This is a genomic window from Serratia ureilytica (assembly GCF_017309605.1).
Classification (GTDB): Bacteria; Pseudomonadota; Gammaproteobacteria; order Enterobacterales; family Enterobacteriaceae; genus Serratia; species Serratia ureilytica.
The window spans coordinates 4,623,396-4,635,773 of record NZ_CP071320.1 but is presented as its reverse complement, the minus strand read 5'-3'; the positions used below and the strand labels follow the sequence as shown (position 1 = coordinate 4,635,773).

Below are 12,378 nucleotides of genomic sequence, written 5' to 3'. Positions count from 1 at the left end.
ACAAACAATAATGAGCCAGCAAAGCTGGCTCCGCGTTTTGCCACCCCTACTACGTCTGATCTCACTATTCTGAAGCCGGGAAGAACTCATGCTAAAAAAGATTACGGTGAAGGCTGGGCTGATCGCCCTGCTGAGCCTGATGACCATGCTGCTGATCATGGTCAGCGTTATTGGCGTCAACGCGATTAACGAAGGATCGCGCTCGATCCATACCTTAAACCAGATCCTCGGCGAAGAGCTGGGCTCGCTGGCCAACAGCTCCAACCTGACGCTGCGCGCCCGCACCGCCGCCTCGCTGGCGGTGCGCCAACGGGAGATCGGCCAGACTGATGTCTCCGACGCCACCGTGGGCCGCATCTACGGCTACCTCGAGCAGTCGAACAAGGAAATGGCGCGCTTTGTCGGCGTCGGCACCGTGACCGAGCGCGGCCGCGAACTCTCCAGCCGCCTGCAAAACAGCTATCGCGCCTATCTGGAGCAGGGCGTGAAGCCGATGGCCGCCGCCATCAAGGCCGGCAAGATCGATGAGTATTACCATATCCAGGAGACGCGCATTTCCGCCTTGAGCATCGCGTTTGAAAAGGATCTCACCGATTTCCGCAGCTTCGCCATGAAGCTCGGCGAGAAGCAGGTGTGTGAGGCGGAAAGCAACGCCAGCACCAAGATCTCGCTGATCGTGGTGGCGGGCCTGCTCAGCGTGCTGTTGGCGTTGCTGGCCTGGTTCGCGCTGCGCGTGATTATTCTGCGTCCGCTGGACGAGTCCATCGCGCAGTTGGAACACATCGCCGGCGGCGATCTGACCCACGAGATCCGTGGCGAGGGCGATACCGAGATGGGGCGCCTGGTGCGGGCGATGCTGCGCATGCAGCAGGCGCTGGCCAGTTCGGTCAGCAAAGTGCGTGACGCCAGCAGCCAGATCGACACCGGTTCGCGCGAACTGGCGGCCGGCAACCTGCATCTGGCGCAGCGCACCGAAGAATCGGCCGCGTCGCTGGAAGAGACCGCCGCCAGCATGGAACAGCTGACCTCGACGGTGAAAATGAACGCCGAGAACTGTGAACAGGCCAACCAGCTGGCGCTGAGCGTGTCCGATATCGCCAACCAGGGCAGTGAGGTGGTCAGCCAGGTGATGAGCAAGATGCAGGCGATCACCGACAGCTCGCGCCGCATCGCCGATATCATCAGCGTGATGGACGGCATCGCCTTCCAGACCAACATCCTGGCGCTGAACGCGGCGGTGGAAGCCGCGCGCGCCGGCGAACAGGGCCGCGGTTTCGCGGTGGTGGCCGGTGAAGTGCGCAACCTGGCGCAGCGCAGCGCCCAGTCGGCGAAAGAGATCAAAGGGCTGATCGAGGCGTCGCAAAACCGGGTGCAGGAAGGCGAACAGATGGTGGAGTCGGCGGCGCAGACCATGAGCGGCATCACCGGTGAAGTGGGCCGGGTGACGGCGTTGATGCGTGAGATCTCGGCGGCGACGCGCGAACAAAGCAGCGGTATCGAACAGGTGAACCTGGCGGTGGCGCAGATGGATCAGGTGGCGCAACAGAATGCGGCGCTGGTGGAGGAGTCTGCGGCGGCGACGCGCTCGCTGGAAGATCAGGCTCAGCTGCTGGCGCAGAGCATGGCGGCGTTCAAGCTGTAAGGCAATAAGGGTTCGGCAAGGCGCCGAACCCTGGCAAAGAACGCGTTACTCGTCCGGATTTTCGGCGATGAAGCGTTCTGCGTCTTCCACCATCGACTTGGTGCCGACGAAGAATGGCGCGCGCTGGTGCAGTTTCACCGGCGTGATGTCCAGAATGCGGTTTTTGCCGTCGCTGGCCTTGCCGCCGGCCTGTTCGGCCAGGAACGCCATCGGGTTGCATTCGTACAGCAGGCGCAGCTTGCCTTGCGGGTGGCTGGCGGTGCTTGGGTAGATGTAGATGCCGCCTTTCAGCAGGTTGCGGTGGAAGTCCGCCACCAGAGAACCGATGTAGCGCGAGGTGTAAGGGCGCTGTGTCGCTTCATCCTGCTCCTGGCAGTACTTGATGTATTTCTTCACGCCGAGAGGGAACTTGATGTAGTTGCCTTCGTTGATGGAATACATGTTGCCGCTCGCCGGGAAACGCACTTTCTCGTGAGAGAGACAGAACACGCCCAGAGACGGATCGTACGTGAAGGCGTGGACGCCGTAACCGGTGGTGTACACCAGCATGGTGGACGAACCGTAAACCACGTAACCCGCTGCGACCTGGGCGCTGCCCGGCTGCAGGAAGTCTTCTTCGGTCACCGGCGTGCCGACCGGCGTGATGCGACGATAGATAGAGAAAATCGTACCGACCGAGACGTTGACATCGATGTTGGACGAACCGTCCAACGGATCCATCAATACGACATACTTGGCATTTTCAGCTCGCTCGCCGTCGAATATCACGATTTCATCTTCTTCTTCGGAAGCGATACCCGCAACTTCACCACGCGCTTTCAACGCCGCTTTCAGTTTTTCGTTCGCGTACAGGTCCAGTTTCATCTGAACTTCGCCCTGTACGTTGGACACCCCGCTGGTCCCCAGAATATCAACCAGGCCGGCCTTGTTGATGTCGCGGTGAATGATTTTGGCGCCCAGTTTAATGGCAGAAAGTAACGCGGTCAGCTCGCCGGTGGCGTGCGAGAAGTCGTGCTGTTTCTCGACGATAAATTCGCCTAACGTTTTCATGACACAATCCCTGAATCTACGGATGGATAGCGGCCTGTTAACAAACCGCCAACGTTTTCGCGAGCAGTGTAGCCCAAAGATGCGCGCCATTCATAGGCAAATCCATTTCTTCTGGACGATTCTGAGCGTTAGAATATGCCGACATTCGATGCACTCACATGAGAAACCTATGCGCATTCACATTCTTGGGATCTGTGGCACCTTTATGGGCGGGCTGGCGATGCTGGCGCGCTCACTGGGGCATGACGTCACCGGTTCGGACGCCAACGTCTATCCGCCGATGAGCACGCTGCTGGAGAACCAGGGGATCGATCTTATTCAGGGTTATGATCCGGCCCAGCTGGATCCGGCGCCGGATCTGGTGATCATCGGCAACGCCATGACGCGCGGCAACCCGTGCGTGGAGGCGGTGCTGGAGCGTGGTATCCCTTACGTTTCCGGCCCGCAGTGGCTGCACGACGCCGTGTTGCGCGATCGCTGGGTACTGGCGGTCGCCGGCACCCACGGCAAAACCACCACCGCCGGCATGGCGACCTGGATCCTCGAAGCCTGCGGCTACCAGCCGGGCTTCGTCATCGGCGGCGTGCCGGGCAACTTCGACGTCTCGGCTCGCCTCGGCGGCAGCCCGTTCTTCGTGATCGAGGCCGACGAGTATGACTGCGCGTTCTTCGACAAGCGCTCCAAGTTCGTGCACTACAGCCCGCGCACGCTGATCATGAACAACCTGGAGTTCGACCACGCCGATATCTTCGACGATCTGAAAGCCATTCAGAAACAATTCCACCACCTGGTGCGCCTGGTGCCGGGAAAAGGCAAGATCATCCTGCCGGACAACGACAGCCACCTGAAGCAGGTGATGGCGATGGGCTGCTGGAGCGAACAGGAGCTGGTGGGCGAAGAGGGCACCTGGCGCGCGCAGAAGCTGACGCCGGACGCCAGTCATTACGCGGTGTTCCTCGACGGCGAGCAGGTCGGCGAAGTGAACTGGGCGCTGGTGGGCGAGCACAACATGCATAACGGCCTGATGGCCATCGCGGCGACCCGTCACGTTGGCGTGCAGCCGGCGGACGCCTGCCGCGCCTTGGGCGACTTCATCAACGCCCGTCGCCGCCTGGAGCTGCGTGGCGAAGCCAACGGCGTCACGGTCTACGACGATTTCGCGCACCACCCGACGGCGATCCTGGCCACTCTGGCCGCGCTGCGCGGCAAGGTAGGCGGCACGGCGCGCATTCTGGCGGTGCTGGAGCCGCGATCCAACACCATGAAAATGGGCATCAGCAAAAACGATCTGGCGCCTTCGCTCGGCCGTGCCGATGAAGTGTTCCTGTTCCAGCCGCATCACATTCCGTGGCAGGTTGCGGAAGTGGCGGATGCCTGCGTGCAGCCGGCGCACTGGAGCGCGGATCTCGACACGCTGGTGGAGATGGTGGTGAAAACCGCACAGCCGGGCGACCACATTCTGGTGATGAGCAACGGCGGTTTCGGCGGCATTCACGATCGCCTGTTGGACGCGTTGGCGAAAAAGCAGGAACCGAAGGTGACCTACTGATTGTTCAGCCGCATAAGCCAACCTAAGGGCCGCATTCGCGGCCTTTTTTACGCCCATAAAAAAGCCCTCGCGAGCGAGGGCAACGGGGTTCGTCGGATAGGACGACGAGAGGGTCTCTGGGAAATCGGCGTTTGCGTCAGAACTCGGCAGTGGCAGTGACGAGGGTAATCAGCTCTGCAAAGCCGTTCCCAGAGTTGTTATTTGTAAATCTCGGCGGTGGCGTGGTAGTTGCCTTCGTTACGCGCTTCGATCACGCGGTAGGCGGTCGCGCCTTTAGCATCGGCTTTCTCCGACAGCGCCTGGCGAATGTCGGTCGGTGCGCCGTCGATACCGCTGACGGTAATGGTGCCGATAGATTGCAGATTGGCGGTCTGATCGTTAGTCACCAACTGGGCGGCAGACGCGCCAAAGGAGATGACAGACAGCAAACCGAGTGCAGCGAGAGTAGTTTTCATGTTCATGATAGCGATCCTTGGTCATAACAGCCTGGAAGGGCTTGGCAGCGATTTTTATTCTTGAAGGCCGTTATGACAGCGTTTGATTCCAGAGATGTATTGCCCGTTGCCGGGTAATGCCGGTACTTATTTGTAGATTTCAGCGGTCGCGTGGAAGTTGCCGTCGTTGCGCGCTTCGATCACGCGGTAAGCGGTCGCCCCTTTGGCGTCGGCTTTATCGGACAGCGCCTGACGAATGTCGGAAGGCGCAGCGGCGACGCCGCTCACGGTGATCACACCGGCGGGCTGCAGTTTTGCGGCCTGGGTTGCGTCAACAGATTGTGCTGCGAATGCGCCAAAGGAAAGCATGGACAGAACGCTCAGGGTTGCAACGGTAGCTTTAATTTTCATCATCTCACCTCATCGTATTCTTTTATCAGTTCCAACGAACTGTGATTCAGTTCACGGAAATGAGTATACAGCTAGTAACGTGAAAAATTAATAGTTCGCTAACAGTTGCTAGTGAAACTTTAAACCGATGAACCTTATTTTTTATAACTACAAGGAATAAAAAACGCTCATAAAACGATCTTTCGATGTTAAATTTATGTAATTTCAATAAGGTAAGTGCTTTTGACCAAAAGTGCGGAAGATCACAGTGGGTACTGCTGGTTACATGGATATGTCATGGAAATGTGTTGTTGCGGGATAAAAAAGCAGTGTTAAACGCGGTTGAAGGCCGGAAAGGTAACGCGAGGGTTAAAGAAGCGCTAACAAAATGCGGGCGGTAGCCGCACTTTGTTAGCGCCAGGTTTCACAGCTCTTGCTCGAACACGCCCAGGATCGCTTCATGCAGCTTCTGAGCGGTAAAGCCGCTGGACGGCGTGACGAAAATCGTGTCGTCGCCGGCGATAGTGCCGAGGATGCCCTGGGATTTGCCCAAGGAGTCAAGCAGGCGGGCGATCAGCTGTGCGGCGCCCGGACTGGTGTGGATCACCACGACGGCGTCGTTATGGTCGACGTCCAGCACCAGGTTCTTCAGCGGGCTGGTGGTGGTCGGCACGCCGAGTTCGGCAGGAAGGCAATACACCATTTCCATTTTGGCATTGCGCGTACGTACCGCACCGAACTTGGTCAGCATGCGCGATACTTTGGATTGGTTAATGTTTTCGAAGCCTTCTTCTTGCAGCGCCAAAACGATCTCGCCTTGAGAACTGAATTTTTCTTCTTTCAATAACGCTTTGAACGTCTTGATCAGATCTTCCTGTTTTGCGGGATTACGCATTTTGCACCGTGGAATGTTGATAATGGAAGTCATGATTATGCATATAGATGAATTTTTATGCAACAAAGGCCGACCCAAAGAAAATAAACATGACCGGGCGGCGAGGAAAGGGCGGCATTTTAACAAAATCCGGCCGTGATGAATATGCCCTTTTGACGTCGGAAAATCGGCCTGCGCTGGTAAATAAAATGTTATTAAAATGATGTTGTTCTGATGTTGCGTAAGGGTGTAATGTAACGGCCGGTTAACTTGCTCGTGAATAACCTCGCACTATTTTTGATTAGTGTGCGCTATGCCCTTCATGCGTAAGCGATTTAATCTAAAATGGGCGCGACAGCGGTCATTTTATTGCACCTGCAGGCAACAATTAGCTAATTTATTGTTTTTAAAGGTGTAATAATTTAAGGTCCGTCACCAACACATTCACGGCGCTTTATATATTTAAGACAATAAAGGAGTATAGGATGAAAGTTGCAGTTCTCGGTGCTGCTGGCGGTATCGGCCAGGCCCTCGCCCTTCTACTCAAAACCCAGCTTCCTTCAGGTTCTGAACTCTCTCTTTACGACATTGCCCCCGTTACCCCAGGCGTTGCCGTCGACTTAAGCCACATCCCAACCGCAGTTAAAATCAAAGGCTTCAGCGGCGAAGACGCGACCCCGGCTCTGCAGGGTGCTGACGTGGTGCTGATTTCCGCCGGCGTGGCCCGTAAGCCAGGCATGGATCGCTCTGACCTGTTCAACGTTAACGCCGGCATCGTGCGTAACCTGATTGAGCAAGTGGCGAAAACCTGCCCGAAAGCCTGCATCGGCATCATCACCAACCCGGTTAACACCACGGTCGCCATCGCGGCGGAAGTGCTGAAAAAAGCCGGCGTTTACGACAAGAACAAACTGTTCGGCGTGACTTCGCTGGATATCATCCGTTCCAACACCTTCGTGGCCGAGCTGAAAGGCAAGCAGCCGGAAGAGCTGAACGTGCCGGTCATCGGCGGCCACTCTGGCGTGACTATCCTGCCTCTGCTGTCGCAGATCCCTGGCGTGAGCTTCACCGATCAGGAAGTGGCGGATCTGACCAAACGCATTCAGAACGCCGGCACCGAAGTGGTGGAAGCCAAAGCCGGTGGCGGGTCTGCTACGCTGTCCATGGGCCAGGCGGCCGCGCGTTTCGGTCTGTCTCTGGTGCGCGCACTGCAGGGCGAGAAAGGCGTTGTGGAATGCGCTTACGTTGAAGGCGACGGCAAATACGCTCGCTTCTTCGCACAGCCGCTGGTGCTGGGTAAAAACGGCGTTGAAGAACGCAAGGATATCGGCACGCTAAGCGCCTTCGAACAGAAAGCGCTGAATGAGATGCTGGACGTGCTGCACAAAGATATCGAACTGGGCGAGAAGTTCATCAATAACTGATCGTCGCCGATAGTCAGCCGATAAACGCCGCCGGACGCTGTTCCGGCGGTTTTTTTTGCCCCGCGTTCACGATTTGATGCGGGCTTTTCGATCCAGCAGGCAATCGCTGTGCGGATCATAATAGCGGCTTGGCCAGATCTCCGATGGGTGGATGCCGATTGCTTCGGCGATCAGCCATTCCCCCTTCGGCCAGGGACGCGACAGCGCGTTGGCCAGCGTTGATGAGCTTAATCCGGCCTTGCGCGACACCGCCGCCAGCGTGGTGCCCTGTTTGCGTAACGCCGCGATGATATCTGCCGGATGCCAATCTGGGTTCCTTGAATTCATGTTTACATTCCTTTTCTGATTAGCCAAAGTTGCGTTAGTGGTATAACTAACGGATCAGGGTTAGGCGTTTGAACAACGTGAAACGCTTATTCGGAAACAAGAATACCATTAAATTTCCTAAAAAATACCCAAGTAATTTCCAAAAATGACTTTGCCCACTATTGCCCAGAGATGATGGCTATGAAAAACGAGTGGTTTGCCGCCAAGGAACTGACAGGCATCGCAGGATTACCTTCCTCACCACAGGGAATCAATCTGATGGCCCGGCGCGAAGGCTGGATAAGCCGCAGGCGTAAAGGCGTGCAGGGAAAAGCGTTGGAGTATCATATCGACAGCCTGCCGCCTGGTGCACGCAACCTGCTGATGCTGAAAGAAGATGGGGCGGCGTATGACGTAGAACGCCAGGATCCGTTAGCGGTATGGATCGAGTATTACTACCATTTGACGGAGAGCGAGCGCGAGAAAATGGTGGCTTTCCTGATGCGGGAAGGGATAGGCGGCCTGCTGGCGCGCATTGACGAAGAGAACAATACCTAGACAGGCCCGCCTCAGCGGGCCTGATAAGAACGTTAAGAAACTTTTGTTTCTTAAAAGTCGCGTTGCACTGCCAGATGCGCCAGGCCTTCCAGCGCCGTGCGGTGCTCCGAGGCCGGCAAGACCTGCAGCGCGGCGATCGCCTTGTCGGCTTCTTCCTCGGCGCGTTGGCGAGTGTATTCCAGCGAACCGCATTGTTGCATCGCCTGCAATACCGGCTCCAGCAGATGACGACCGTTGCCTTGCTCAATCGCGCCGCGGATCATCTCACGCTGTGCGTCGTCGCCGTTGTGCATCGCGTGCAGCAGCGGCAGGGTCGGTTTCCCTTCATTCAGATCGTCACCGGTGTTTTTGCCCAGGGTGCTGCCGTCGGCGCTGTAGTCGAGCAGATCGTCGATCAGCTGGAAAGCGGTGCCGAGGTAGCGGCCATAATCTTGCAGCGCCTTCTCTTGCTCGGCGTTGGCGCCGGACAGGATCGCCGACGATTGCGCCGCCGCCTCAAACAGACGGGCGGTTTTGCTGTAGATCACCCGCATATAGCTTTCTTCGCTGATGTCAGGATCGTGCACGTTCATCAACTGCAGCACTTCGCCTTCGGCGATGACGTTGACCGCCTCCGACATCAGCGCCAGCACGCGCAGCGATTCCAGGCTGGTCATCATCTGGAAGGCGCGGGTATAGATAAAGTCGCCGACCAGCACGCTGGCGGCGTTGCCGAATGCGGCGTTGGCGGTGGCTTTGCCGCGGCGCATGTCCGATTCGTCGACGACGTCGTCATGCAGCAGCGTGGCGGTATGGATGAATTCGATCAGGGCGGCGACGGTGACGTGCTTGTTGCCTTCATAGCCCAACGCTCGCGCCGCCAGGACGGCGATCATCGGCCGGATGCGTTTACCGCCACCGCTGATAATGTAATAGCCAAGCTGATTGATGAGCGTGACATCGGAATTCAGCTGTTCGAGAATTGTTGCGTTCACGGCCGCCATATCTTGCGCGGTTAACTCGGTAATTTGCTCTAGGTTCATTGTGTTTTTTTCAGCTGTGTTTCTCTTCACCGCGTTGAGATCGCTGCTCACATCGGTACATGGCGGTAACTGTCCCTATGATTGTACTTGAAAAACGGTTCAGATAAACGCCACGAAAGAAACTGTGTTTTTTTTCTTCTTTTTTGTACATCTGGTCTTATTCTGCTCTTGTCATGCGCCGCTTTTTTGCGTAGAATTCGCGCCCTATTGTGAATATTTATAGCGCGCTCTGAACTAACACAGTCGGGCACGCGGAAAGCGGAGTTTTATATGTACGCGGTTTTCCAAAGTGGTGGTAAACAACACCGAGTAAGCGAAGGTCAGACCGTTCGCTTGGAAAAGCTGGACATCGCAACTGGTGAAGCGGTTGAGTTTGACCAGATTCTGATGATCGCTAATGGCGAAGATATCAAAATCGGCGTTCCTTTCGTCGATGGCGGCAAGATCAAAGCTGAAGTCGTTGCTCACGGTCGTGGCGAGAAAATTAAAATTGTTAAGTTTCGTCGTCGTAAACACCACCGTAAGCAGCAGGGCCACCGTCAGTGGTTCACTGACGTTAAAATCACCGGCATCAGCGCTTAAGTTAGGAGAGCGGATTAATGGCACACAAAAAGGCTGGCGGCTCGACTCGTAACGGTCGCGATTCAGAAGCTAAACGTCTGGGCGTAAAACGCTTTGGCGGCGAAGCAGTACTGGCAGGCAGCATCATCGTTCGTCAGCGCGGCACCAAATTCCACGCTGGTACCAACGTGGGTTGCGGCAAAGACCACACTCTGTTTGCTTTGAAAGACGGTAAAGTCAAATTCGAAGTTAAAGGCCCGAGCAATCGTAAATTCATCAGCATCGAAGCTGAATAATTTTTCGAGCCTTACGAAATAGATGTAAGCCCCGCAATTCGTTGCGGGGCTTTTTACATTTATGGGTTGCCTGCGGGCAGCCCTGTCAGCGTTGGCGAAGGTAATATGGATACGAAGCAGCAGGTCGGCGTGGGTATTTCCCTGGCGTTAACCACGGCGGTTTGCTGGGGCGCGTTGCCGATCGCGATGAAAGAAGTGTTGGCGGTGATGGAGCCGTTTACCGTCGTTTGGTATCGCTTTACCATGGCCGCCATCGGTTTGGGCGTGATCCTCGCGGTGCGCGGCAAGCTGCCGCCGCTGAAGATGTTCCGTCAACCGCGTTGGCTGCTGCTGTTGGCGATCGCCACGGCGGGGCTGTTGGGCAACTTTGTGTTCTTCAGTTCCTCGCTGCAATACCTGAGCCCGACGGCGTCGCAGGTGATTGGCCAGCTGTCGCCGGTAGGCATGATGTTCGCCAGCGTGCTGATTTTAAAAGAGCGCATGCGCATCACCCAGGTCATTGGCGCCTTGATGCTGATTTGTGGACTGATGTTGTTTTTCAACGTCAGTCTGATAGAGATCTTTACCCGGCTGACGGACTACACGCTGGGCGTCATGCTGGGCGTGTGTGCGGCGATGGTCTGGGTGAGCTACGGCGTGGCGCAGAAGGTATTGCTGCGACGGCTGGCTTCGCCGCAGATCCTGGTTATGTTGTACACTTTATGTGCGATGGCGTTGTTCCCTCTGGCCAAACCCGAGGTGATTTTCCAGCTTAGCGGCTGGCAATTGGCGTGCCTGCTGTTTTGCGGCGCCAACACGTTGATCGGCTATGGCGCGCTGGCGGAAGCGATGGCGCGCTGGCAGGCGGCGCAGGTGAGTGCGTTGGTGACGCTGACCCCGCTGTTTACCCTGCTGTTTTCTGATTTATTGGCGCTGGCCTGGCCCCAGGCATTCGCCGCGCCGACGTTAAATCTCGTCGGCTATGTTGGCGCGTTTGTGGTCGTGGCGGGCGCTATGTTTTCCGCAATTGGTCACCGGTGGTGGCCGCGACGGGCAGAACCCCCCCAGGTTGCTCCTTTGAAGCAGCCCGGTGAATGATTTACGGAGACGGTAAATGAAGTTTGTAGATGAAGCAGCGATTCTGGTCGTTGCAGGCGATGGCGGCAACGGATGCGTCAGCTTCCGCCGCGAAAAATATATCCCTAACGGTGGGCCTGACGGCGGCGACGGCGGCGACGGCGGTGACGTCTACCTGCTGGCGGACGAGAACCTCAATACCCTGATCGACTACCGCTTTGAGAAGTCTTTCCGCGCCGAGCGCGGTCAGAATGGCCAGAGCCGCGACTGTACCGGTAAACGCGGTAAAGACGTCATCATCAAGGTGCCGGTCGGCACGCGCGTGAAGGATCAGGGCACCGGCGAGATCCTCGGCGACATGACCCGTCACGAGCAGAAACTGATGGTCGCCAAAGGCGGCTGGCACGGTCTGGGTAACACCCGTTTCAAATCGTCGGTCAACCGTGCGCCGCGTCAGAAGACGCTGGGCACCGCCGGCGAAGCGCGCGATCTGTTGCTGGAGCTGTTGCTGCTGGCCGATGTGGGCATGCTGGGGCTGCCGAACGCCGGCAAGTCGACCTTCATCCGCGCGGTGTCCGCCGCCAAACCGAAGGTGGCCGATTATCCGTTTACCACGCTGGTGCCAAGCCTGGGCGTGGTGCGCATGGACCACGAGCAGAGCTTTGTGGTCGCCGACATTCCGGGGCTGATCGAGGGCGCCTCCGAAGGCGCGGGCCTGGGCATTCGCTTCCTGAAACACCTGGAGCGTTGCCGCGTGCTGTTGCACCTGGTGGACATTGCGCCGATCGACGAATCCGATCCGGTGGAAAACGCCAAAGTCATCATCAACGAGTTGAACCAATACAGCGAAAATCTGGCGCAGAAGCCACGCTGGCTGGTGTTCAACAAAATTGATGTGATTGGTGAGGAAGAAGCCGCCGAACGCGCCAAGGCGATTGTGGAAGGCATGGGCTGGGAAGGAAAGTACTACATGATCTCCGCCGCCAACCGCGAAGGCGTCAACGCGCTGTGCTGGGACGTGATGAACTTCATCAACACCCAGCCGAAAGCGATGGCGATCGAAGAAAGCGCGCCGGAAAAAGTCGAATTCATGTGGGACGACTATCACCGCGAACAGCTGGCGGAGATGGAATCGGAAGCGGATGACGACTGGGATGACGACTGGGACGAAGACGACGACGAAGGCGTCGAAATCATTTACCAGAAGTAATTCGAT

14 protein-coding genes are annotated in these 12,378 nt (G+C 57.0%); 8 read left to right on the top strand and 6 right to left on the bottom strand.

Annotated elements, in window-relative coordinates; genetic code table 11:
* Positions 1 to 88 precede the first annotated feature (88 nt).
* Entirely contained in the window at positions 89 to 1,642 is a 1,554-nt protein-coding gene (locus J0X03_RS21955; RefSeq protein WP_160203915.1) for a methyl-accepting chemotaxis protein, read from the top strand.
* Between the two features lie 45 nt (positions 1,643 to 1,687).
* Here the strand turns inward: J0X03_RS21955 and fbp are convergent, their stop codons facing one another.
* A complete protein-coding gene (gene fbp / locus J0X03_RS21950) occupies positions 1,688 to 2,692 on the bottom strand; it encodes a class 1 fructose-bisphosphatase (protein WP_004933587.1) in 1,005 nt (334 codons plus the stop codon).
* A 169-nt stretch (positions 2,693 to 2,861) separates the two neighbouring features.
* On the opposite strand from fbp, the gene mpl reads away from it, so the two are divergent.
* Positions 2,862 to 4,241 (top strand): UDP-N-acetylmuramate:L-alanyl-gamma-D-glutamyl-meso-diaminopimelate ligase, encoded by a 1,380-nt coding sequence (mpl, locus tag J0X03_RS21945; RefSeq protein ID WP_033651482.1) that lies wholly within the window; start codon positions 2,862 to 2,864, stop codon positions 4,239 to 4,241.
* 197 nt (positions 4,242 to 4,438) lie between these two features.
* On the opposite strand, the gene yhcN (J0X03_RS21940) is transcribed toward mpl, so the two are convergent.
* From yhcN (J0X03_RS21940) to argR, 3 genes are all read right to left on the bottom strand, one after another.
* Positions 4,439 to 4,702, bottom strand: coding sequence for a peroxide/acid stress response protein YhcN (gene yhcN / locus J0X03_RS21940; RefSeq protein ID WP_025305042.1), 264 nt, complete (start codon positions 4,700 to 4,702; stop codon positions 4,439 to 4,441).
* Between the two features lie 120 nt (positions 4,703 to 4,822).
* Complete coding sequence (gene yhcN / locus J0X03_RS21935) at positions 4,823 to 5,086, bottom strand: peroxide/acid stress response protein YhcN (RefSeq protein WP_004933574.1); 264 nt, start codon at positions 5,084 to 5,086, stop codon at positions 4,823 to 4,825.
* A 403-nt stretch (positions 5,087 to 5,489) separates the two neighbouring features.
* Positions 5,490 to 5,960: a transcriptional regulator ArgR gene (gene argR / locus J0X03_RS21930; protein ID WP_016929335.1), complete on the bottom strand. Its 471-nt coding sequence runs from the start codon at positions 5,958 to 5,960 to the stop codon at positions 5,490 to 5,492.
* A 464-nt stretch (positions 5,961 to 6,424) separates the two neighbouring features.
* Here argR and mdh point away from each other — a divergent pair, with 464 nt between their 5' ends.
* The gene (gene mdh / locus J0X03_RS21925) at positions 6,425 to 7,363 is read left to right on the top strand and encodes a malate dehydrogenase (RefSeq protein ID WP_033636811.1); all 939 of its coding nucleotides are present in this window, start codon (positions 6,425 to 6,427) and stop codon (positions 7,361 to 7,363) included.
* Positions 7,364 to 7,429: 66 nt separating this feature from the next.
* On the opposite strand, the gene J0X03_RS21920 is transcribed toward mdh, so the two are convergent.
* Positions 7,430 to 7,690: a helix-turn-helix domain-containing protein gene (locus tag J0X03_RS21920; RefSeq protein WP_004933567.1), complete on the bottom strand. Its 261-nt coding sequence runs from the start codon at positions 7,688 to 7,690 to the stop codon at positions 7,430 to 7,432.
* Between the two features lie 180 nt (positions 7,691 to 7,870).
* Between J0X03_RS21920 and J0X03_RS21915 the strand changes: the two genes are divergently transcribed.
* Positions 7,871 to 8,227 carry a DNA-binding protein gene (locus J0X03_RS21915; RefSeq protein WP_033651481.1) on the top strand — a complete coding sequence of 119 codons (357 nt, stop codon included), beginning with the start codon at positions 7,871 to 7,873 and terminating at the stop codon, positions 8,225 to 8,227.
* Between the two features lie 50 nt (positions 8,228 to 8,277).
* On the opposite strand, the gene ispB is transcribed toward J0X03_RS21915, so the two are convergent.
* The gene (ispB, locus tag J0X03_RS21910; RefSeq protein ID WP_033641648.1) at positions 8,278 to 9,249 is read right to left on the bottom strand and encodes an octaprenyl diphosphate synthase; all 972 of its coding nucleotides are present in this window, start codon (positions 9,247 to 9,249) and stop codon (positions 8,278 to 8,280) included.
* Positions 9,250 to 9,519: 270 nt separating this feature from the next.
* On the opposite strand from ispB, the gene rplU reads away from it, so the two are divergent.
* The 4 genes from rplU to cgtA all read left to right on the top strand — a co-directional run bounded on the left by rplU (position 9,520) and on the right by cgtA (position 12,372).
* Positions 9,520 to 9,831, top strand: coding sequence for a 50S ribosomal protein L21 (gene rplU / locus J0X03_RS21905; RefSeq protein ID WP_004933561.1), 312 nt, complete (start codon positions 9,520 to 9,522; stop codon positions 9,829 to 9,831).
* Between the two features lie 17 nt (positions 9,832 to 9,848).
* Positions 9,849 to 10,106: a 50S ribosomal protein L27 gene (rpmA, locus tag J0X03_RS21900; RefSeq protein WP_004933559.1), complete on the top strand. Its 258-nt coding sequence runs from the start codon at positions 9,849 to 9,851 to the stop codon at positions 10,104 to 10,106.
* A gap of 105 nt (positions 10,107 to 10,211) precedes the next feature.
* Positions 10,212 to 11,183: a DMT family transporter gene (locus J0X03_RS21895; RefSeq protein WP_033641649.1), complete on the top strand. Its 972-nt coding sequence runs from the start codon at positions 10,212 to 10,214 to the stop codon at positions 11,181 to 11,183.
* A 16-nt stretch (positions 11,184 to 11,199) separates the two neighbouring features.
* Positions 11,200 to 12,372 (top strand): Obg family GTPase CgtA, encoded by a 1,173-nt coding sequence (gene cgtA, locus J0X03_RS21890; RefSeq protein ID WP_033641651.1) that lies wholly within the window; start codon positions 11,200 to 11,202, stop codon positions 12,370 to 12,372.
* Positions 12,373 to 12,378: the final 6 nt, after the last annotated feature.